At 74.7% G+C, this 20,593-nt stretch carries 16 protein-coding genes and 2 rRNA genes; 14 read left to right on the top strand and 4 right to left on the bottom strand.

The features are described 5' to 3' along the window. The 3 genes from ACFTWP_RS21755 to ACFTWP_RS21765 form a co-directional block, all read left to right on the top strand. Positions 1-93, top strand: a 23S ribosomal RNA gene (locus tag ACFTWP_RS21755); the annotation flags it as partial. Positions 94-227: 134 nt separating this feature from the next. Then, a 5S ribosomal RNA gene (rrf, locus tag ACFTWP_RS21760) occupies positions 228-344 on the top strand. Positions 345-1,485: 1,141 nt separating this feature from the next. Continuing rightward, positions 1,486-2,391: a tetratricopeptide repeat protein gene (locus ACFTWP_RS21765; protein ID WP_380266368.1), complete on the top strand. Its 906-nt coding sequence runs from the start codon at positions 1,486-1,488 to the stop codon at positions 2,389-2,391. 138 nt (positions 2,392-2,529) lie between these two features. Here the strand turns inward: ACFTWP_RS21765 and ACFTWP_RS21770 are convergent, their stop codons facing one another. Further along, a complete protein-coding gene (locus tag ACFTWP_RS21770; RefSeq protein WP_380266294.1) occupies positions 2,530-3,900 on the bottom strand; it encodes a DUF1015 family protein in 1,371 nt (456 codons plus the stop codon). Positions 3,901-3,996: 96 nt separating this feature from the next. On the opposite strand from ACFTWP_RS21770, the gene ACFTWP_RS21775 reads away from it, so the two are divergent. After that, a complete protein-coding gene (locus ACFTWP_RS21775; RefSeq protein WP_380266295.1) occupies positions 3,997-4,671 on the top strand; it encodes a tetratricopeptide repeat protein in 675 nt (224 codons plus the stop codon). Next, positions 4,668-5,735: an HAD-IIA family hydrolase gene (locus tag ACFTWP_RS21780; RefSeq protein ID WP_380266297.1), complete on the top strand. Its 1,068-nt coding sequence runs from the start codon at positions 4,668-4,670 to the stop codon at positions 5,733-5,735. The genes ACFTWP_RS21775 and ACFTWP_RS21780 overlap by 4 nt, the downstream gene beginning before the upstream one ends. A gap of 160 nt (positions 5,736-5,895) precedes the next feature. Here the strand turns inward: ACFTWP_RS21780 and ACFTWP_RS21785 are convergent, their stop codons facing one another. Next, on the bottom strand, positions 5,896-6,243 hold the full coding sequence (locus tag ACFTWP_RS21785; protein WP_380266298.1) for a sterol-binding protein: 348 nt from the start codon (positions 6,241-6,243) through the stop codon (positions 5,896-5,898). 172 nt (positions 6,244-6,415) lie between these two features. Between ACFTWP_RS21785 and ACFTWP_RS21790 the strand changes: the two genes are divergently transcribed. The 5 genes from ACFTWP_RS21790 to ACFTWP_RS21810 all read left to right on the top strand — a co-directional run bounded on the left by ACFTWP_RS21790 (position 6,416) and on the right by ACFTWP_RS21810 (position 10,437). Next, complete coding sequence (locus ACFTWP_RS21790; RefSeq protein ID WP_380266299.1) at positions 6,416-7,492, top strand: hypothetical protein; 1,077 nt, start codon at positions 6,416-6,418, stop codon at positions 7,490-7,492. Beyond that, positions 7,485-7,763: a hypothetical protein gene (locus tag ACFTWP_RS21795; protein ID WP_380266300.1), complete on the top strand. Its 279-nt coding sequence runs from the start codon at positions 7,485-7,487 to the stop codon at positions 7,761-7,763. Before ACFTWP_RS21790 ends, ACFTWP_RS21795 begins: the two co-directional genes overlap by 8 nt. A 162-nt stretch (positions 7,764-7,925) precedes the next feature. Continuing rightward, entirely contained in the window at positions 7,926-8,732 is an 807-nt protein-coding gene (locus ACFTWP_RS21800; protein WP_380266369.1) for a TlyA family RNA methyltransferase, read from the top strand. Between the two features lie 105 nt (positions 8,733-8,837). Further along, positions 8,838-9,740 carry an NAD kinase gene (locus tag ACFTWP_RS21805; RefSeq protein ID WP_380266302.1) on the top strand — a complete coding sequence of 301 codons (903 nt, stop codon included), beginning with the start codon at positions 8,838-8,840 and terminating at the stop codon, positions 9,738-9,740. A 154-nt stretch (positions 9,741-9,894) separates the two neighbouring features. Continuing rightward, on the top strand, positions 9,895-10,437 hold the full coding sequence (locus ACFTWP_RS21810; RefSeq protein WP_380266303.1) for an MOSC domain-containing protein: 543 nt from the start codon (positions 9,895-9,897) through the stop codon (positions 10,435-10,437). Positions 10,438-10,481: 44 nt separating this feature from the next. Here ACFTWP_RS21810 and ACFTWP_RS21815 read toward each other — a convergent pair whose 3' ends face one another. Beyond that, complete coding sequence (locus ACFTWP_RS21815; RefSeq protein ID WP_380266304.1) at positions 10,482-11,990, bottom strand: PLP-dependent aminotransferase family protein; 1,509 nt, start codon at positions 11,988-11,990, stop codon at positions 10,482-10,484. Positions 11,991-12,143: 153 nt separating this feature from the next. Here ACFTWP_RS21815 and ACFTWP_RS21820 point away from each other — a divergent pair, with 153 nt between their 5' ends. The 3 genes from ACFTWP_RS21820 to ACFTWP_RS21830 all read left to right on the top strand — a co-directional run bounded on the left by ACFTWP_RS21820 (position 12,144) and on the right by ACFTWP_RS21830 (position 16,141). Further along, entirely contained in the window at positions 12,144-12,830 is a 687-nt protein-coding gene (locus ACFTWP_RS21820) for a YitT family protein (protein WP_380266306.1), read from the top strand. A 78-nt stretch (positions 12,831-12,908) separates the two neighbouring features. Continuing rightward, positions 12,909-14,642, top strand: coding sequence for a DNA repair protein RecN (gene recN / locus ACFTWP_RS21825; protein ID WP_380266370.1), 1,734 nt, complete (start codon positions 12,909-12,911; stop codon positions 14,640-14,642). Between the two features lie 332 nt (positions 14,643-14,974). After that, positions 14,975-16,141 carry a glycosyltransferase family 4 protein gene (locus ACFTWP_RS21830; RefSeq protein ID WP_380266307.1) on the top strand — a complete coding sequence of 389 codons (1,167 nt, stop codon included), beginning with the start codon at positions 14,975-14,977 and terminating at the stop codon, positions 16,139-16,141. Positions 16,142-16,237: 96 nt separating this feature from the next. On the opposite strand, the gene ACFTWP_RS21835 is transcribed toward ACFTWP_RS21830, so the two are convergent. Beyond that, positions 16,238-18,235, bottom strand: coding sequence for a glycoside hydrolase family 15 protein (locus tag ACFTWP_RS21835; protein ID WP_380266308.1), 1,998 nt, complete (start codon positions 18,233-18,235; stop codon positions 16,238-16,240). A gap of 666 nt (positions 18,236-18,901) precedes the next feature. Between ACFTWP_RS21835 and ACFTWP_RS21840 the strand changes: the two genes are divergently transcribed. After that, positions 18,902-20,578: a CTP synthase gene (locus ACFTWP_RS21840; RefSeq protein ID WP_380266309.1), complete on the top strand. Its 1,677-nt coding sequence runs from the start codon at positions 18,902-18,904 to the stop codon at positions 20,576-20,578. Positions 20,579-20,593: the final 15 nt, after the last annotated feature.

Genomic DNA, 20,593 nt, shown 5'->3' on the forward strand with positions numbered 1-20,593 from the left:
GGCTCCCAGTAGACGACTGGGTTGATAGGCCGGATGTGGAAGCCCTGTAAGGGGTGGAGCTGACCGGTACTAATAGGCCGAGGGCTTGTCCTCAGACGCTCGCGTTCACTGTGTGGTTCCCGGGTAGCGAACAGCTATCGCCGGTGACGGACCGATGTATCGGTCCAACCACGATAAAGAGACACCTCTTAACTAAAAAGTGTGTTTCGCTGAATACCCGATAGGGTTTCGGTGGTCATAGCACGAGGGAAACGCCCGGTTACATTCCGAACCCGGAAGCTAAGCCTCGTTGCGCCGATGGTACTGCAGGGGGGACCCTGTGGGAGAGTAGGACGCCGCCGAACAATCATTCAAAGGCCGTGGCCCCAGCGATTCGCTGGGGCCACGGCCTTTTTGTTTTTCTCGAACGCAGGTAATCCGGTCTCTCGGGACCTCCGCCCAGACGCGGTGCTGTCCCGGATGCCGGACAATGGAGATGGTGCGCGGCCACGAGGCCGGCATCGAACCGCTCCGGGCGCTGGTGTCGCCCGAGGTAGCGGTGGAGCTGAAGTAGCAGAAGGAGTCACCACGATGCCGAACCCGCCCCAGGACCGACCCGAGCGCCGACCGGAAGACGGCCGCGGCTACGAGCCCCGGTCCCGCGGTGGTTTCAACCGTGACGACCGTGGCCCGCGCCGCGACGACCGCCCGAGCAGTGGCGGCGGCTACGACCGTGGCCCGCGTCGCGATGACCGTCCGTCCGGTGGTGGCTTCAACCGTGACGACCGTGGCCCGCGCCGCGACGACCGCCCGAGCAGTGGCGGCGGCTACGACCGTGGTCCCCGTCGTGACGACCGTCCCTCCGGTGGCGGTTTCAACCGCGATGACCGTGGCCCGCGCCGCGACGACCGCCCGTCCAGTGGTGGGTTCCGTCGTGACGACCGCCCCTCCGGTGGCGGCTTCAACCGTGACGACCGTGGCCCGCGCCGCGACGACCGTCCCTCCGGCGGTGGCTTCAACCGTGACGACCGTGGCCCGCGCCGCGATGACCGCCCCTCTGGTGGTGGGTTCCGTCGTGACGACCGCCCCTCCGGTGGCGGCTTCAACCGCGATGACCGCGGCCCGCGCCGTGACGACCGTCCGTCCGGTGGTGGGTTCCGTCGTGACGACCGCCCCTCCGGTGGCGGCTTCCGTCGCGATGACCGCCCCTCCGGTGGCGGTTTCAACCGTGACGACCGTCCGTCGGGCTTCAACCGTGACGACCGTGGTCCCCGTCGTGACGACCGTCCGTCCGGTGGCGGTTTCAACCGTGACGACCGCGGCCCGCGCCGTGACGACCGTCCCTCCGGTGGTGGCTTCAACCGCGATGACCGCGGCGGCCGGCCGTACGAGAACCGCGGTGAGAGCCGTGGCGGTGGGCGCTTCGAGGGGCGTCGTGACGAGTACCGTCGCGACGACCGCGGCGGCTACGACGACCGTCGGGGCAACTACGAGCCCGTCAAGCGGCTGCCGATCCCCGAGGACGTCACCGGCTTCGAGATCGATGCCGACGTGCGCCAGGAGCTCAAGAGCCTTCCGAAGACCCTCGCGGACGACGTCGCCCGCAACCTGGTGATGGTGGCCCGACTGCTCGACACCGAGCCGGAGGAGGCCTACCAGTACTCGCGGGTCGCGCTGCGACTGGCCTCCCGCGTGGCCGCCGTGCGTGAGGCGGCCGGCTTCGCCTCGTACGTGACGCAGCGTTACTCCGAGGCGCTCACCGAGTTCCGTGCCTCCCGTCGGATGACCGGCCGGGTGGACCTGTGGCCCGTGATGGCCGACTGCGAGCGCGGCCTCGGCCGTCCCGAGCGCGCGCTGGCGATGGCCGGCGAGCCCGAGGTGAAGCAGCTGGACAAGGCCGGTCAGGTCGAGATGCGTCTGGTCGCCGCGGGTGCCCGTGGTGACATGGAGCAGTTCGACGCCGCCGTGGTGACGCTGCAGAGCGCCGAGCTGGCCTCCAACGCGGTTCACCCGTGGAGCGCACGGCTGCGGTACGCCTACGCCGACGCCCTGATCGCTGCCGGCCGGGCCGACGAGGCCCGCGACTGGTTCGCCAAGGCGGCCGACGCGGACACCGACGGTTCGACCAACGCCTCGGAGCGGCTGGCCGAGATCGACGGCCTGGAGTTCGTCGACGCGCTCGACCCCGAGCTGGCCGGCGAGGAGGACGCGGCCTCCGAGGACGAGGGCGACCGCGAGGTCCGGGCGAAGTCGAAGGCTCCGGCCGGCGGCGTGCCGGACGAGCGGGAGATGTTCGAGGACGAGGAAGACGTCGAGGAGTACTACGACGAGGACGACCTCGAGATCGACGAGGACTACGACGGCGAGGCGCCCAAGCGCGCCGCGTCCGCCGACGAGCGCGACGAGCGCTGAGCGTCCCGCTGATCGGCGGTCCTGATCGGTCCTGACCGGTCCTGACGAAGGCCCTGCCGTACCCCTCCCGGGTGCGGCAGGGCCTTCGTCGTTTCCGCCGTGCCGCCGAACGCCTGCGGACGGCCCGGCGGCCCGGGCTCAGCCCAGTTCGAGGTTGCGGATGACCAGGCCGGTGGCCGGCTTCGGGCCGAAGGAGGTCGACTTCCGGGGCATCGTGACGCCCTGCTCGGCCAGCCGCCGCACGACGCTCTCCTTGACCGGGTGCAGCAGCACGGCGGTGCCGCCGGTCCGGGCGGCCTCCCGCTCGGCGCCCGCGGCGGTGTGCAGGTAACCGATGTCGTCGGGGCCGTCCGGGACGTGCCAGGTGTGGTCGAGCAGGGTGGAGTGCAGGACGGTCGCGTCCAGGTGGCGCCACTCCTCGGGCCGGTCGTGCGCCACGGTCGCGTCCAGCAGGGCCTCGTCCGGCTCCCCGACCAGCCAGAACCGGCCGTCCCCGCCGGTCAGCAGGAAGGCGTTGCCGCCGTGCCGCTTGAGCTCGGCGAGGGCCTCCAGGGCGGCGGACAGCGGCCCCGCGACCTCCTTGACCTGCCACTGGTCGCGCAGCCGCTCCACGGCCTCGGCGATCGGCAGGCGGTACAGCACGCGGTGGATGGCGCGGACCCGCAGCGGGTAGCGGGCGGTGTCGACCAGCAGCACCAGCCCGCGGTCCCAGGGGCTGCGCGGCAGGTGCCGGTGCTCGCGCTGGAGCCGCAGGTACATCTCCCAGCGGTGGTGGCCGTCGGCGATCAGCGCGCGGCAGGTCGCCAGGTCGCGGGAGATCTCGGCGATGTCGGCCGGCGAGGTGACCGCCCACAGCCGGTGGTGGGTCCCGTCGGTGGTGGTCGTGGTGAGCAGCGGCTCGCCCTGCACCGTGCGTTCGATCACGCCGGCCGCCCCGCCGTTGCCGCGGTAGGTGAGCAGCAGCGGTTCGAGGTTGGCGCGGGTGGTGCGCATCAGGCCCACCCGGTCGGCGACCGGTTTGGGCATCACGTCCTCGTGCGGGAGCACCACACCGCCCTCCGGGCCGCTGACCGCGAGGGCGCCGATCAGGCCGCGCTGCAGTCGGCCCCGGTCGGGGCCGTCCTCGGCGGAGCGCTGCTCGTAGACGTACAGCGCGGGCACCGGGTCGGGGGCGAGGACCCCTTCGCGCTGCCAGTCGCGCAGCAGTCGGGCCGCGTGGCGGTAGCGGGTGTCGCGGTCGGGACGGTCCCCCGCGTCCTCGGGTTCGGGGCGCGGCAGGATCAGCCGGACGACGTTGTGCGGGTCGGCCGTCTCCAGGTCGAGGCGGCGGCCGGGGTCGACCACGTCGTACGGGGGCGAGGTGACGGCGGCCAGCGCGCCGACCCGGTCGGGGTCGTACCGCAGGCCGCGGAAGGGGGACAGGGACAGCCCTGCGGTGGCGACGTGCCCGGGATCGCCGGGGCCGCCCTGCGGAGACTCCGCTCCGCTTTCTGCACTGGGTGCACTCATTCTGGGCATCGTAATCGGGTACACGTTGTTCAGAGATCAGAACACCCGGCCGACCGGCAGGTCGGGGCATGGGATGGACCGGGAGCGAGGTAGGGCATGAGCGGCGGGCAGGAGCGGGTGGGCGGCGGCGGACCCACCGAGGGCGGTGGTGTGCCCGAGCAGGGGCGGCCGGGCGAGCCGTCGGGGGACGTCTACGAGTGGTACCGGCGCGGTGCCCGACTGCTGGCCGAGGGGCACCCCGCGGCCGCGGAGCAGTTGCTGGCCCGGGCGGCGGCCGCGGAGCCGCAGTCGCACAGCATCCGCGAGGCGCTGGCCAGGGCGCAGTACGACGCGGGTTCGTACGCAGCCGCGCTGGAGAACTTCCGGGCCGTGGCGATGGCCGACCCGTCGGACGACTACGCTCGGTTCGGCTGGGGCATCTCGGCGGCGCGGCTCGGCGACTTCGAGACCTCCGTCAAGCACCTGGCGCTGGCGGTGGCGATGAGCCCGGACACCGCGCACTACCGGGCGGCGCTCCGGCAGAGCAGGGCCACCCTGGCGGCCCGCGCCGGCGCGTACGGGCCGCTGCTGCCCGGTGCCCCCGGTTACCAGGAGCCGCCGGCCGACGGTGCGGCGCAGCGGGACGGTGGTGGCGGCGTCCCGGCGGACGGGAGCACGACCGGCACGGGCGTGGTTGACACGGGCGTGGACGACACGAGAGCCGCCGGCCACGGCGGTAGGGCCGGCCACGGCGGCGGCGACACAGCGGAGAACGAGGAAGAGCACGAATGAGCGACACGGCAACCACCCCGCGGCGGACCGTACCGGGCGGCAGTGACCGCCCGCTGACCGAGGCGTACGACACCGCGCTGCTGGACCTCGACGGGGTGGTCTACGCCGGCCCGCACGCGATCGAGCACGCGGTCGGGGCGCTGGACGCCGCGCGGGCCGCCGGGATGCGCCTCGCGTACGTGACCAACAACGCCTCGCGTCCGCCGCGGGCGGTGGCCGGGCACCTGACCGAGCTGGGCGTGCCGGCCGAGCCGGAGGACGTGATCAACTCGGCGCAGGCCGCCGCCCGGCTGGTCGCCGAGAAGGTGCCGGCCGGCGCGAAGGTGCTGGTGGTGGGCGGCGCCGGGCTGGTGGAGGCGGTGACCGAGCGCGGGCTGGTGGCCGTCCGCTCGCTCGACGAGGGGCCGGCCGCGGTCGTGCAGGGCTACGACCCGTCGGTGGGCTGGCCGCAGCTGGCGGAGGCCTCCTACGCCGTCCAGCAGGGGCTGCCCTGGGTGGCGTCCAACACGGACCTGACCATCCCGACGGCCCGCGGGATCGCGCCCGGCAACGGGACGCTGGTGGCCGCCGTCCGGGCGGCGACCGGGGTGGAACCCGAGGTCGCGGGCAAGCCGATGCCGCCGATGCACCGCGAGACGGTGCTGCGGACCGGCGCCCGGCGCCCGCTGGTGGTCGGCGACCGCCTGGACACCGACATCGAGGGGGCCCACAACGGCGGGGTGGACAGCCTGCTCGTCTTCACGGGCGTCACCACCCCGGCCCAGGTGCTGACCGCCCCGGTCGAGCACCGGCCCACCTACCTGGCCGCCGACCTGCGCGGGCTGCTGTCCGCCCAGCCGGCCGTGACGGCGACGGCGGACGGCGGATTCGTCTGCGGTGGCTGGACGGCCTCCGTCGAGGGGGGCGTGCTGCGGCTCGCCGGGGTGGGGGAGGACCGCTACGACGGGCTGCGGGCGCTGTGCGCGGCCGCCTGGACGGCGCTGGACGCCGCCGCGGAGAGCGGCGAGGGCAGTGGCGGCGGCGTGCCGGACGGGCGCAAGGCGCTGGCCGAGCTGGGCTTCTGACGGCGTGGGCCGGTGCGGGTGGGGATCCTCCGCACCGGTCGCCGCCCGCACGGGTCGCCTTCCGAAGCCGTCCGCCCCTGCCGGTCGGAGGCCTGCCGGTCGGAGGCCGCGTCGCCGGTCGGGACCGGGACCGGGCCCGGGCCCGAGGCGCGGGGCCGGGTCAGAGCAGGGTGCGCAGCCGGAGCAGGTCGCGGAAGCCCGCCTCCAGCTTCACCCGGCCGCCGGCCCAGGCCGAGGCGAAGTTCAGGCGTCCGCCCACCAGCGCCACCAGGTCGTCACCGGACATCGCGAGCCTGATCTCGGCCCGCTCGGACGGTGCGCCGGGCGCCTGGGTGACGTCCTGGATGCGGCCCTCACGCAGACGGCCGTGGAAGGTGACGTCCAGGTCGGTGATCCAGCAGGTGAGGGAGCGGTCGAGGGCGGCGGCCTTGCGGACGTCGCCGGTGGAGTTCGCCATGTTCCGGCTGAGCTGCTCCAATGCCTCGCGGCACTCCTCGGCGTTTGCCATGACTGCGGTCCACTCCCGGTTCTGCGGTCTTCGGAGCTTCACGCTATCGCAGCCCTGCGGGGGGATCGCCTGCAGCGGGCCGGGGCACCTTGGCGGTAGCGTCGTCAGTGGGCGCCGGGTCCGGTCCGGCGCGCTCGTCCACCACGCAACGATGTACGAAGGAGGCGCCCGGATGCTTCGGGACACGGTGCGGGGATTTGTCACGGTCGCCTCCGGGCTGGCCGAGGAGGTCGGCAAGCGGGTCGTGCTGACCGCCGCCGAGCTGCTGGAACGCAGTGGGATCGACCTCGCCGAGGTCGAGCGGAAGGCCCGTGCGGCCGGTCAGTTCCCGCCCTCGGTCAAGTCCCTGCAGACGCTGGCGGAGGAGGCGGTGACCGCCGGCCGTGCCGGGATCGACCTCGCGACCGGAGTCGCGCGCAGCGAGATGGAGAAGGCCTTCGAGAAGGTCGGCGACCAGGTGACCAAGGTCGGTGTCGTACTGGCCTACCTGGAGAGCCGGCTGCGGGACGTCGAGGAGGAGAGTGCCCCGGCCCAGCGGCCGGCCGACCGCAACGGTGTGGCCGCCGCGCGGGCCGACGGCCTGTTCGGCCACGGCTGGGAGCAGGACGGGCAGGACGGGCAGGACGGGCAGGACGGACAGGACGAGCCGGGCGAGCCGGGCGAGTCCGGTGGCCGTGGCGGCGAGCCGATAGTGGCCGAGCGGGTGCCGGTGGACGAGGACGGGGACGTCGCGCAGGAGCGGTCGCAGGACGAGCGGCAGGACGAGCGCGCGCGCCCGGCCGCCGCCCGGCCGAAGGCCCCGGCGAAGCAGCCGCCGGTCGGGACCGACGCCGCGGCGCCCCCGGCGGAGCCGGCAGCCGGGCGGAAGCCGGCCGCCAAGCGGTCGACCGCCGGGAACGCTCCGGCGAAGCCCTCCGCCGCGAAGCCGACGGCCGCGAAGCCGAGCACGGCCAAGAAGGCCGCGGCGAAGAAGCCCCCCGCCGGGAGGCGGACCGCCGCGGGCGGGGCGGCCGCTCCCCAGGAGCCCGCGCCGCAGAAGTCCCCGCCCCAGAAGTCCGCGCCGCAGAAGTCGGTTCCGCAGAAGTCCGCCAAGAAGGCGGCCGTGAAGAAGACCACGGTGGCCAAGGCCTCCTCGGCCACCCAGCCGGCGCCCAGGAAGGCGGCTCCGGCCGGCGCCGCCGCCAAGCGGGCGGCCACCAAGCGGACGACCGTCCGCCGGAGCACGAGCAGCAAGGGCCCTGATGCCTGACCCCGTGACCGCGCCGCCCGGTGCCCCGGCGCCGCCGCCGGACGCCTCGGAGGCGCCGCCCGGTGTGGCCGGCGCCGTTCCGGCGGCCGGGCGGGGCCCCGAAGCGCTGCCGCTCGGTGTGGAGTTCCAGCCCACCGGCCATCCGGAGGTGGACGGCGCGCTCGGCCGGCTGGTGGCCCTCGACGGGGTGCCCACCGAGGCGCACGTCCCGGTGTACGAAGATGTTCACCGGCGCCTCGGCGAGACCCTGGCCGCGCTCGACCACACCTGAGCCGCCGCGGCGTCCGTACCGGCGACCCCGTACCGGCCACCGGTGACCGGCACATCCAGTACAAGCAATCCGAACAAGCGAGCAGCACCTGGCAGCAGCTCACCGCGGTGGACACCGCGGCGGGTGGTGGCAGGCAGCGGTAGGAGCTGAAACCCAGTGGCAGTGGCACGACGCCGTCTCGACGCGGAGCTGGTCCGTCGCAAGCTGGCCCGGTCGCGTGAGCACGCGTCCGAGCTGATCGCGGCGGGCCGGGTGACCGTCGGCGGCACGACCGCGACCAAGCCCGCGACCCAGGTCGAGACCGCGGCGGCCGTCGTGGTCGCCGCGGACGAGAACGACCCGGACTACGTCTCGCGCGGCGGCCACAAGCTGGCGGGCGCCTTCGCGGCCTTCGTCCCGCAGGGCCTGGTGGTCGCCGGTCGGCGGGCCCTGGACGCCGGGGCGTCCACGGGCGGTTTCACCGACGTGCTGCTGCGTGCGGGCGCCGCGCACGTCCTCGCGGTGGACGTCGGCTACGGGCAGCTCGCCTGGTCGCTGCAGAGCGACGAGCGGGTCACCGTGATGGACCGCACCAACGTGCGCGAACTCGACCTGGAGCGGATCGGCGGCGCCCCGGTCGACCTGGTGGTCGGCGACCTCTCCTTCATCTCGCTCGGACTCGTGCTCCCCGCGCTGGCGGCCTGCGCCGCCGCCGACGCCGACCTGGTGCTGATGGTCAAACCGCAGTTCGAGATCGGCAAGGAGCGGCTGGGCAGCGGCGGGGTGGTCCGCAGCCCCGAACTGCGGGCCGAGATGGTCCGTCAGGTGGCCGGCCAGGCGTGGGCGCTCGGACTCGGGGTGCGGGCGGTCACCGCCAGCCCGCTGCCCGGACCGTCCGGGAACGTCGAGTACTTCCTCTGGCTGCGCCGGGACGCCCCGCAGCTGGACCCGGCCGAGGCGGACCGGGCCGTCGCCGAGGGCCCCCGATAGGGTGCTCTGCGGACGTCCGGTCGTCATGCTGAGTGGCGACCGTACCGGGCCGGGGGCGACCCGAGCCCCCGACCGGCGACCCGGTAGGCGTAGGGAGAGGGCAGCATGAGCGAGGAACGTACGGTCTTCCTGATCGCGCACACCGGTCGGGAGACCGCGCTGCGCAGCGTCGAGGGACTGGTGCACGGCCTGCTGAAGGCGGGGATCCGGATCCGGCTGCTCGCCGCGGAGGCGGTCGACCTGGACCTCCCGGACGGGGTGGAGCGGGTCGTCGGGGGCAAGGGCGCGGCGGACGGCTGCGAGCTGATCCTGGTCGCCGGCGGGGACGGGACGCTGCTGCGCGGTGCGGAGCTGGCCCGCGACCACGGGCTGCCGATGCTCGGCATCAACCTCGGCCGGGTCGGCTTCCTCGCGGAGGCCGAGCGCGACGATCTCGCGGTGGTCGTGGAGCGGGTGGTCGACGCCGACTACGAGGTCGAGGAGCGGATGACCCTCGACGTGCTGGTGCGCACCAACGGTGATGTGATCCACCAGGACTGGGCGCTCAACGAGGCGTCCATCGAGAAGGCCTCGCGGGAGCGGATGCTGGAGGTGGTGACCGAGGTGGACGGCCGTCCGGTGTCCAACTTCGGTTGCGACGGCGTGGTCTGTGCGACGCCGACGGGCTCCACCGCGTACGCGTTCTCGGGCGGCGGCCCGGTGGTGTGGCCGGAGGTCGAGGCGCTGCTGATGGTGCCGATCAGCGCGCACGCGCTGTTCGCCCGGCCGCTGGTGACCTCGCCGCATTCGGTGCTGGCGGTGGAGGTCCAGCCGAAGACGCCGCACGGTGTGCTCTGGTGCGACGGCCGGCGGTCGGTCGAACTCCCCGCCGGGGCGCGGGTGGAGGTCCGCCGGGGCCAGACGCCGGTGCGGCTGGCCCGGCTGCACCGGGCGCCGTTCACGGACCGGCTGGTGGCCAAGTTCGCCCTGCCGGTCACGGGTTGGCGAGGTCGCGCCGGCTCCTGCTGAGTGCGGCGGGCCCGACGTGGGGGCCGGGCAGCGCCCTGCGGCCCGGCCCGGCCCCCGCCCGCGGGTTCGCGGGGTTCGCGCCGGGGCCGGCGGTGGACGAGGTGGACGAGCGGCCCGGCGGGGAGCGCCGGACGCGACGAAGAGGGAGACGTCGATGGGCGGGACGATAGCGGCGGTGAGCCGCAGTGCGGTGCACGGCTTCAGCAAGCCGAACGAGCCGAGCGTCCGGCTGCTGGCCGGACTCGGGGTGGAGGGCGACGCGCACCTGGGCGTGACCGTCCAGCACCGCTCGCGGGTCGCCCAGGACCCGACCCGGCCGAACCTCCGGCAGGTCCACCTGATCCACGCCGAACTGCACGAGGAACTGCGACTGGCCGGGTACGAGGTCGCGGCCGGCGAGCTCGGGGAGAACATCACCACCCGTGGCCTCGACCTGCTCGGCCTGCCCAGGGGCGCCCGGCTGCACCTGGGCGGGCAGGCGGTCGTCGAGGTGACCGGCCTGCGCAACCCCTGCCCGCAGATCAACGCCTTCCGGCCGGGTCTGCTGAAGCAGGTGGTCGGCCGGGACGAGACGGGCGGGCTGGTCCGCAGGGCGGGGATCATGGGCATCGTGCTGGCGGGCGGCGAGGTCCGTCCCGGCGACGCCGTCCGGGTCGAGCTCCCGGCGGGGCCGCACGTGGCGCTGGAGCGCGTGTAGGCCGTGCTGCGGGGCCGCCCCCTCGCCGCCCGCCCCGGCGGGCGTCAGACCGCCAGCGGCTGGCGCCCTTCGGCGGCCGACCAGCGATCGCCGGACTCGGCCGCGGCGGCCACCGCGGCGAGCCGGGCGACGGCGTCCGGGACGGCCGGGGCGGGCACGGTCAGCGGGATCCGGAGGAAGTTCTCGAACGCGCCGTCGGCTCCGAACCGGGTGCCCGCCGCGATCCGTACGTTGCCGCGCTCCCCGGCCTGGGCCAGTGCGGCACCGGAGATCCCGTCCGTGGCCAGCCAGAGGCTGAGGCCGCCGGCCGGCTCGGCGAAGCGCCAGTGCGGCAGCCGTTCGCGCAGCCCGGCGGTCAGGGCGGCGGCGGTGGCGCGCAGCTGCCGCAGCTGGTGCGCGCGGATGGCGGGCAGCTGGTCCCCCAGCATGGCGGTGGCGATCAGCTGGTCCAGGACGGGCGTGCCCAGGTCGGTGTAGACACGGTCGGTGGCGAGCTGGCGCACCAGTGAGGGGGCGGCCCGGACCCAGCCGATCCGCAGGCCGCCCCAGAGGAGCTTGCTCGCCGAGCCGACGGTGACCACCTGGGCGGCGCGGTCCAGGGCGGCCGTCGGCCGCGGCAGCCCGGCCTCGTCCGCGATCCCCCAGCCCAGTTCGGCGGTGGTCTCGTCGGCCACCACGATCGTCCCGGCCGCCCGGGCCGCGGCCAGCAGTTCGCGGCGCTGCTCCTCGTCGATCAGCGCGCCGGTCGGGTTGTGGAAGTCGGGGATGACGTACGCGGCCTTCGGCGCGGCGCCGCGCAGCACCCGGCGCCACTCCGGGAGGTCCCACAGCGGCAGCCGCTCCGGCCCGCCCGGCCAGGCGTGCGGTACGGGGACGAGCCGCGAGCCGTTCAGGCGCAGCGCCTGCAGGGTGTGCGCGTAGCTCGGCGACTCCACCGCGACCCGGTCGCCGCGCCCCAGCAGGGTGCGCTGCACCAGGTGCAGGCCGCTCATCGCGCCGGTGGTGATGAGGATCTGGTCGGGGGAGGTCGGCAGGCCGCGCGCGGTGAACCGGCGGGCGACGGCCTCCTGGAGGACGGGCAGGCCGGTGGGGTAGCAGCCGTGTCCGGCCGCGTAGGCGGGCAGCTGCTCCAGCGCCCGGGCGGCGGCCTCGCCGAGGTAGGGCTGCGGTGCCGGTAGCGCGGCGACCCCGAGGTCGAGCACCCGGCCCTGCTCGTCGGGCGGTACGGGGTGCATGGCGTCGCTCGGCGGCGGCGCGCCCTCGGGCAGGGCCGTCCAGCTGCCGGCGCCCCGGCGGCTGTGCAGGTAGCCCTCGGCGCGCAGCGCCTCGTAGGCGGCGGCGACGGTGGTGCGGCTGACGGACAGCGCGAGGGCCAGCTCGCGTTCGGCGGGGAGCCGGGCGCCGACCGGAAGCCGGCCCGCCGACACCAGGCCGCGGACCTGGTCCGCCAGGGTGCGGTAGGCCGGGCGGTGTCCGGCCGGCTCGGGGAGAGCGGCGCTGCCCAGCAGTCGGGCGAGGGCGGGGGGAGCGACGGTGCTGTGCCATTCGGCCACGGTGATCAGTCCACTTGCTCGTCATTGGCCCTGGAAGTGGACCGGTCGGCCTCCTCATCATGGCACTGCGGCCATCGCGCCCGCCAGTGGACCGGCCGAACCGGCCCCGAGCACCGCAGAACGCCCTCACGCACCACCGCAAGGAGAGCCCCGATGGCCGTCGTCGCCACGCCCGAGCGTGCCCCCGTGACCCTGGCCGGCCGCGCCCTCGGCCGTCGCCTCCCGCAACTGCTGGCCGGCCTGCTGCTCTACGGCTCCAGCATGGGTCTGATGATGCGCGGCGGCCTCGGCGTCAACCCGTGGGACGTCCTGCACCAGGGCCTGCAACACCACCTCGGACTGTCCATCGGCACCTGGGTCACCCTCACCGGCGCCACCGTCCTGCTGCTCTGGATCCCGCTGCGGCAGCGCCCGGGCGTGGGCACCGTCGGGAACGTCCTGCTGCTCGGCGTCGCCATGGACCTCACCCTGCGGGTGGTGGACACGCCCGGGTCGCTGCCCGCCCGGATCGCGCTGCTGGCCGGCGGCATCCTGCTCAACGGCCTGGCGACCGGGCTGTACATCGGCGCGCGGCTCGGCCCCGGCCCGCGGGACGGCCTGATGACCGGCCTGCACCGGCGCACCGGCCGCTCGCTGCGGCTGATCCGCACCTGCATCGAGCTGACCGTCCTGCTCGTCGGCGTCCTGCTCGGCGGCACCGCCGGGATCGGCACCGTCGCGTACGCGCTGGCCATCGGCCCGCTGGCGCAGGCCTTCCTGCGCTGGTGCACCGTGCCCGAGCCGTCGCCCGCGGGGGGTGCGGCGACCGCCGTCGAGGTCAGCGCGGAGCCCCGGAACTGATGAACTTGGGGCCGCGGAGCCGTCGCTCGTCGCGCGGCGGGGCCGGAACCTCGTAAGGTCGTCTCCGTGTTGGACGAGATGCGGATACGAGATCTTGGTGTCATCGACGACGCCGTGGTCGAACTGGCACCGGGGTTCACCGCCGTGACCGGCGAGACCGGCGCGGGGAAGACCATGGTGGTGACCAGCCTCGGCCTGCTGCTCGGCGGACGGGCCGACCCGGGCCTGGTACGCCGCGGCGCGGGCCGGGCCGTGGTCGAGGGCAGGATCGAGCTGCCCGCCGGCTCCCCGGCGGCCGCCCGGGCCCTGGAGGCCGGCGCCGAGCTCGACGACGGCGCGCTGCTGATCAGCCGGACCGTCTCGGCCGAGGGCCGCTCCCGGGCGTTCGTCGGCGGGCGGGCGGTGCCGGTCGGGCTGCTCGCCGAACTCGGCGAGGACCTGATCGCCGTGCACGGCCAGACCGACCAGCAGCGGCTGCTGCGCCCCTCGCGCCAGCGCGGCGCCCTCGACCGCTACGCGGGCGACGCCCTCACCGGGCCGCTCGCCCGCTACCGGGAGGTCCACCGCAGCCTGCGGGAGGTCTCGGCGACCCTGGAGGAGCTGACCACCCAGGCCCGCGAGCGGGCCCAGGAGGCGGACCTGCTGCGCTTCGGCCTGGACGAGGTCGCCGCCGCCGAGCCGGTGGCCGGCGAGGACGTCGACCTCGCGGCGGAGGCGGAGCGCCTCGGCCACGCGGACGCCCTGTCCGCCGCCGCCACGCTGGCCCACGCCGCCCTCGCCGGCGACCCGGCCGAGCCGGACTCGCTGGACGCGGGCACCCTGCTCGCCCAGGCCCGCCGGGCCCTGGACGGCGTGCGCTCGCACGACGAACGCCTCGCGCCGCTCGCGGACCGCCTCAACGAGGTCGGCTACCTGCTGGCCGACGTCGCCGGCGACCTCGCCGGGTACGCGGACGACCTGGACGCCGACCCCGTCCGGCTGGCGGCCGTCGAGGAACGCCGATCCGTCCTGGCCCACCTGCTGCGCAAGTACGGCGGCCCGGACAACAGCCTGGCGGAGGTGCTCGCCTGGGCCGAGGCCGGCGCCGCCCGGCTCGCCGAACTCGACGGCGACGACGAGCGGATCGACGAGCTCGGCGCCCGGCAGGGCGAGCTGCGCACCGAGCTGGCGCTGCTCGCGGCCGAGGTGTCGGCCGCCCGCGCGGCCGCCGCCGGCCGCTTCGCCGAGGCGGTCTCCGCCGAGCTGGCCGAGCTGGCCATGCCGCACGCCCGGGTGACCTTCCAGATCAGCCGGGTGGACGACCCCGCCGGCATCGAGCTGGACGGCCGCACGGTCGCCTACGGCGCGCACGGCGTGGACGAGGTCGAGGTGCTGCTCGCCCCGCACCCCGGCGCCTCGCCGCGTCCGATCGCCAAGGGCGCCTCCGGGGGCGAGCTGTCCCGGGTGATGCTCGCCGTCGAGGTGGTCTTCGCCGGGGCGGACCCGGTACCGACGTACCTCTTCGACGAGGTGGACGCCGGCGTCGGCGGCAAGGCCGCGGTGGAGATCGGCCGCCGGCTGGCCAAGCTGGCGCAGAGCGCGCAGGTGGTCGTGGTGACCCACCTCCCGCAGGTCGCGGCCTTCGCCGACCGCCACCTGGTGGTGGAGAAGACCAACGACGGCACGGTCACCCGGAGCGGCGTCAAGGTGCTGACCGACGAGGAGCGGGTGCGGGAGCTGTCCCGGATGCTGGCCGGCCTGGAGGACTCCGAGCTCGGCCGGGCGCACGCCGAGGAGCTGCTGGCCGCCGCCCGCGCCCCGCGCGGGCACTGACGCCGCCGGCCGCCCGGCCGTCCCGCGGCCGGCCGGGAGGGCGCGCCCGGCTTCGGACGCGCCGCCCGGCCCTCGGCCCGCGGGCGGGCGCGCCGGCCCGCCGCCCGCCCGGCGGCCCCGACGCGCCTCATCGTGGCGCCGACTGTCCAAGAGGGCTGCCGACCTGGCATCGTGGCGCCTGGACACTGGCCTTCCAGTCCCGAGCGCCGCTCGCGGGCCCCACCGGCTCCCCTGCCCGCCACCACGGGCCGGGGCCACCTCCCAGCCACAGCACCGGGAGGACGGGGACCGGAAGCGGCGATCAGTACCTGATCGAGTCGGAGCGAGACGACGTGGACCCATCCGCTGCCCGGACCTCGGCGGCCGCCCCCGAACCCGGGCAGCTGCACGTGGTACTCGTCCTGTCCGCCGGAACCGGCGGCATCGGCGCGCACGTGCGCTCCCTGGCACAGGGCCTGGTCGCGCACGGGGTGACCGTGACCGTCTGCGCGCCCGCCGGGACGGACGCGCTGTTCGGCTTCTCCCGCACGGGCGCCAGGTTCCACCTGGTCGACATCACTCCCACCGCCGGCGCCCGCAGTGACGCGACCGCGATCGGCGAGCTGCGCCGCGCCTTCACCGGCGCCGACGTGGTGCACGCGCACGGCCTGCGGGCCGGGCTGCTCGCCGACCTGGCGCTGCGCACGGCCGGCCGGTTCCCGGGCCTGCGCCCGCAGACGCCGCTGGTCGTCACCTCGCACCAGGCGATACTGGCCACCGGGATGGAGCGCCGGCTCCAGCGACTGATGGAGCGCCGGGTGGCGCGGGCCGCCGACCTGGTGCTCGGAGCCTCCTCGGACCTGGTGGCCCGGGCCCGCGAGCTGGGCGCCACCGACGCCCGGCTGGCCCCGGTCGCGGCCCCGCCGATGCCGCCGGGCGGCCTGGACCGGGCCGGCGCCCGGGCGGCCCTGCTCGGCGGCGGCCCGGAGCGCCCGCTGGTGCTGGCGATCGGGCGGCTCGTCCCGCAGAAGGCCTTCGGGCAGCTGCTGGACGCGGCCCGGGAGCTCTCGGACCTCACCCCGCGGCCGCTGGTGGTGATCGCGGGGGAGGGCGCCGAGGGGCCCGAGCTGCGGGAGCGGGCGGCGGCCGAGGGCCTGCCCGTCGAGCTGCTGGGCTACCGGACGGATGTTCCCGACCTGCTGGCCGCCGCCGACGTGGTCGTGGTCAGCAGCCGCTGGGAGGCGCGCTCGCTGGTCGTCCAGGAGGCGATGCGGGCCGGGGTGCCGGTGGTCTCCACCGCCGTCGGCGGCATCCCCGAACTCGTCGGTGACGCCGCCGTGCTCGTGCCGGCGGGCGACGCCGTCGCGCTGGGCGCGGCGGTGCGCGGGCTGCTCGGCGACCCCGGGCGCCGCGCGCGGCTCGCCGAGGCGGGCCGGCAGCAGGCCGGCACCTGGCCGGACGAGGCGGCCACGGTGGCCCAGGTGCTCAGCACGTACGACGAGCTGGTCCAGCGCGGCTGACCCGGCCCCCGGCGCCCCGGCCCCCAGGCGGCCGGGCCGGCCGGGGGCGGTCGCCCACCCTCCGGCCCGGCCGACGCCGGCGCCGCGTGCAGGGCCTCAGACGGTGGCCTGCTCACCGAGGCCGGCCGCGCTCAGGCCCTCCTCGCGCCCGTCCGGCTGGGCCGACAGGTACGCGCCGCCGCAGGCGGTCAGCCGCAGCGCGGTGTCGATCAGCGGCACGTGGCTGAAGGCCTGCGGGAAGTTCCCGACCTGGCGCTTGAGCCGCGGGTCCCACTCCTCGGCGAGCAGTCCGATGTCGTTGCGCAGCGACAGCAGCTTGCCGAACAGCTCGCGTGCCTCGGTGACCCGCCCGATCATGGCGAGGTCGTCCGCCAGCCAGAAGGAGCAGGCCAGGAACGCGCCCTCGTGCCCGGACAGCCCGTCGACGTTGTTGCCGTCGTCGTCGTGGGTCGGGTAGCGCAGGACGAAGCCGTCCTCGGTGGACAGCTCGCGCTGGATCGCCTCGATGGTGCCGATCACCCGCTTGTCGTCCGGCGGCAGGAAGCCGACCTGGGGGATCAGCAGCAGCGAGGCGTCCAGCTCCCGGCCGCCGTAGTACTGGGTGAAGGTGTTGCGCTCCGGGTCGTAGCCCTTCTCGCAGACGTCCCGGTGGATCGTCTCGCGCAGCTCGCGCCAGCGCTCCAGCGAGCCGTCGTCCGGGGCGTCGGCGGGGGACTGCTCCAGCAGCTTGATGGTGCGGTCGACCGCCACCCAGGCCATCACCTTGGAGTGCACGAAGTGCCGGCGCGGCCCGCGGACCTCCCAGATGCCCTCGTCGGGCTCGGTCCAGTGCTCCTCCAGGTAGCTGATCAGCTTCAGCTGGAGGTGGTGGGCGTGGTCGTTGCGGGTCAGCCCGGTCATGTGGGCCAGGTGCAGCGCCTCGACGACCTCCCCGTAGACGTCCAGCTGGAGCTGGCCGGCGGCGCCGTTGCCGACCCGTACCGGCAGCGAGCCCTCGTAGCCGGGCAGCCAGTCCAGCGAGGACTCGGTGAGCTCGCGCTCGCCGGCGATGCCGTACATGATCTGCAGGTTCTCCGGGTCGCCGGCGACGGCCCGCAGCAGCCACTCGCGCCAGGCGCGGGCCTCGTCGCGGTAGCCGGTGCGCAGCAGCGAGGAGAGGGTGATGGCGGCGTCCCGCAGCCAGGTGTAGCGGTAGTCCCAGTTGCGCTCGCCGCCGATGTCCTCGGGCAGCGAGGTGGTGGGGGCGGCGACGATGCCGCCGGTGGGGGCGTAGGTGAGGCCCTTGAGGGTGATCAGCGAGCGGACCACGGCCTCGCGGTAGGGGCCCTGGTAGGTGCACTGGCCGGCCCACTCGCGCCAGAAGTCCTCGGTGGCGGTGAGCATCTCCTCGGCGTCCGGCGCGCTGGGCGCGTCCAGGTGGGAGGCCTGCCAGGTGAGGGCGAAGGCGATCCGTTCGCCCGCCTCGACGCTGAAGTCGGCGTACGTGGTGAGATCGCGCCCGTAGGTCTCGGCCTCGCCGTCGAGCCAGACCGAGTCGGGGCCGGCCACGGCGACGGTGCGGTGGCCGCCGTCGGCCTGCTCGACCCGGTGCACCCAGGGGACGACCCGGCCGTAGCTGAAGCGCATCCGCAGGGCGGAGCGCATCCGCACCCGGCCCTCCAGGCCCTCGACGATCCGGATCATCTGCGGGACGGAGTCGCGGCCGGCCAGTGGCCGGGGCGGCATGAAGTCGATCACCCGGACGCGTCCGCCCTGGGAGTCCCACTCCTGTTCGAGGATCAGCGAGTCGCCGCGGTAGCGCCGACGGTCGGCGGGTAGGGCCGGGGCGGAGGCGCTCGGCGGGGGGATCCGCAGATCACCCGTATCGGTGAACGCGGCGTGCGGCGCCGGGGTGCTCGCGGCGGCGGGGTCGGTGCCGGTCTCGGCGGGGCCGATCCGCCAGAACCCGTGTTCATCGGTGCCCAGCAGCCCGGCGAAGACGGCCGGGGAGTCGAATCTGGGCAGACAGAGCCAGTCGACCGCCCCGTCCCTGCTGACCAGGGCGGCGGTCTGCATGTCCCCGATGAGTGCGTAGTCCTCGATACGGCCGGCCACGTGAATCTCCAGTTCGCAGGGTGGGCACGACGCGTACGGCGACGGCTTGGAGCGAGCGGGAGCGAGCCCGGCCCGGCCCGCGCCGGGCACCCGTGCGGCCCCGCCCGGGGTGGGGCGGGTCCCTTCGGGGCTTCGCGGGGGGCTGAGGTGGGCCCCCTGCGGGGCGGGAGGAACGGGGTGGCGGGGAGGTCCGGTCGCGCATCGGGGACCGAGGGGTGTGCTGACCCTCCCTCGCCCTCCGCGTGCTCTGCTGTCGGCGATGCGTCCGTGAAGCTTACGTCGGGCGGGTGGGACTGAGCACATGCAGAGTGGCCCGTGTGGCGTCATATTCCGGCCGAAATGCCGTTCTTCGGCGGCGGCCGACCAAGGATCATCCCGATGGGCCATACGGAGGTGATCCTTCCGGGCCGGTCCCCGTGGCCCGGTCGGCAACGCCGCGGCGCACCGGCGGAGCGGGCCGGAAGGCGACCGGTCCGGGGCACTGATACCCTGGTATCCCGTGGACTGGTGGGGTCAAACGCCCCGGACCAGCCGACCGACGACCCCGCCGGAACTCCTCCAGAGACCCGGCCGAGCACGCTCACCGAGCACCTGCTCCGCGTCGCGAGGCGAGCCGAGGGCCCCCGCCCCTAGTCACATCGACACGCGACCCACGGGAGCCCCCTCTTGGCACAGCCCCATTCCGGCAAGGCATCGAACAGCCGCGCCGTGACGACCAAGCACCTCTTCGTCACCGGGGGTGTCGCCTCTTCGCTCGGCAAGGGCCTCACCGCCTCCAGCCTCGGCGCTCTGCTCAAGGCCCGCGGGCTGCGCGTGACGATGCAGAAGCTCGACCCGTACCTGAACGTCGACCCCGGCACGATGAACCCGTTCCAGCACGGTGAGGTCTTCGTCACCGACGACGGCGCCGAGACCGACCTGGACGTCGGCCACTACGAGCGGTTCCTGGACACCAACCTGCACGGCTCGGCGAACGTCACCACCGGGCAGGTGTACTCCACGGTCATCGCCAAGGAGCGCCGCGGCGAGTACCTGGGCGACACCGTCCAGGTCATCCCGCACATCACCAACGAGATCAAGTCCCGGATCCGCCGGATGGCGACCGAGGACGTCGACGTGGTGATCACCGAGGTCGGCGGCACCGTCGGCGACATCGAGTCGCTGCCGTTCCTGGAGGCCGTCCGCCAGGTCCGCCACGAGGTCGGCCGGGACAACGTCTTCTTCGTGCACGTCTCCCTGCTGCCGTACATCGGCCCCTCGGGCGAGCTGAAGACCAAGCCGACCCAGCACTCGGTCGCCGCACTGCGCAACATCGGCATCCAGCCGGACGCGATCGTGCTGCGCGCGGACCGCGAGGTCCCGCAGAGCATCAAGCGCAAGATCTCGCTGATGTGCGACGTGGACGAGGAGGCCGTGGTCGCGGCCATCGACGCCAAGTCGATCTACGACATCCCCAAGGTGCTGCACGGCGAGGGCCTGGACGCGTACGTGGTGCGCCGCCTGGACCTGCCGTTCCGCGACGTCGACTGGACCACCTGGGACGACCTGCTGCGCCGGGTCCACGAGCCGCAGCACATCGTCAAGGTGGCGCTGGTCGGCAAGTACATCGACCTGCCCGACGCCTACCTCTCGGTCACCGAGGCGCTGCGGGCCGGCGGCTTCGCGAACAACGCCCGGGTCGAGATCAAGTGGGTCACCTCCGACGCCTGCGAGACCCCCGAGGGCGCCCGCGAGCAGCTCGGCGACGTGGACGCGATCTGCATCCCCGGCGGCTTCGGCGACCGCGGCGTGACCGGCAAGGTCGCCGCGATCACCTTCGCCCGTGAGAACAAGGTGCCGCTGCTGGGCCTCTGCCTCGGTCTGCAGTGCGTGGTCATCGAGGCCGCCCGCAACCTGGCCGGCCTGCCGGAGGCCAACTCCACCGAGTTCGAGCCCGCCGCCAAGCACCCGGTGATCTCGACCATGGCCGAGCAGCTCGCGATCGTCGACGGCAAGGGCGACCTGGGCGGCACGATGCGCCTGGGCCTCTACCCGGCCAAGCTCGCCGAGGGCTCGATCGTCCGCGAGGTCTACGGCGGCGAGCAGTACGTGGACGAGCGCCACCGCCACCGCTACGAGGTCAACAACGCCTACCGCGCGGACCTGGAGAAGACCGGCCTGGTCTTCTCCGGCCTCTCGCCCAAGGGCGACCTGGTCGAGTACGTCGAGTACCCGCGCGAGGTGCACCCCTACCTGGTGGCCACCCAGGCCCACCCGGAGCTGAAGTCCCGGCCGACCCGCCCGCACCCGCTGTTCGCGGGTCTGGTGGCCGCGGCCATCAAGATCAAGACCAGCGGCGAGTAGTCCGGCCTCCGCTCC

Source organism: Kitasatospora sp. NPDC057015, from assembly GCF_042673745.1.
Classification (GTDB): domain Bacteria; phylum Actinomycetota; class Actinomycetes; order Streptomycetales; family Streptomycetaceae; genus Kitasatospora.

Bases quoted from the DNA above. Each gene is read 5' to 3' on its own strand.
- ACFTWP_RS21770 (WP_380266294.1), bottom strand. From the start codon at position 3,900: ATGAGTGCACCCAGTGCAGAAAGCGGAGCGGAGTCTCCGCAGGGCGGC.
- ACFTWP_RS21775 (WP_380266295.1), top strand. From the start codon at position 3,997: ATGAGCGGCGGGCAGGAGCGGGTGGGCGGCGGCGGACCCACCGAGGGC.
- ACFTWP_RS21780 (WP_380266297.1), top strand. From the start codon at position 4,668: ATGAGCGACACGGCAACCACCCCGCGGCGGACCGTACCGGGCGGCAGT.
- ACFTWP_RS21785 (WP_380266298.1), bottom strand. From the start codon at position 6,243: ATGGCAAACGCCGAGGAGTGCCGCGAGGCATTGGAGCAGCTCAGCCGG.
- ACFTWP_RS21790 (WP_380266299.1), top strand. From the start codon at position 6,416: ATGCTTCGGGACACGGTGCGGGGATTTGTCACGGTCGCCTCCGGGCTG.
- ACFTWP_RS21795 (WP_380266300.1), top strand. From the start codon at position 7,485: ATGCCTGACCCCGTGACCGCGCCGCCCGGTGCCCCGGCGCCGCCGCCG.
- ACFTWP_RS21805 (WP_380266302.1), top strand. From the start codon at position 8,838: ATGAGCGAGGAACGTACGGTCTTCCTGATCGCGCACACCGGTCGGGAG.
- ACFTWP_RS21810 (WP_380266303.1), top strand. From the start codon at position 9,895: ATGGGCGGGACGATAGCGGCGGTGAGCCGCAGTGCGGTGCACGGCTTC.
- ACFTWP_RS21820 (WP_380266306.1), top strand. From the start codon at position 12,144: ATGGCCGTCGTCGCCACGCCCGAGCGTGCCCCCGTGACCCTGGCCGGC.
- recN (WP_380266370.1), top strand. From the start codon at position 12,909: ATGCGGATACGAGATCTTGGTGTCATCGACGACGCCGTGGTCGAACTG.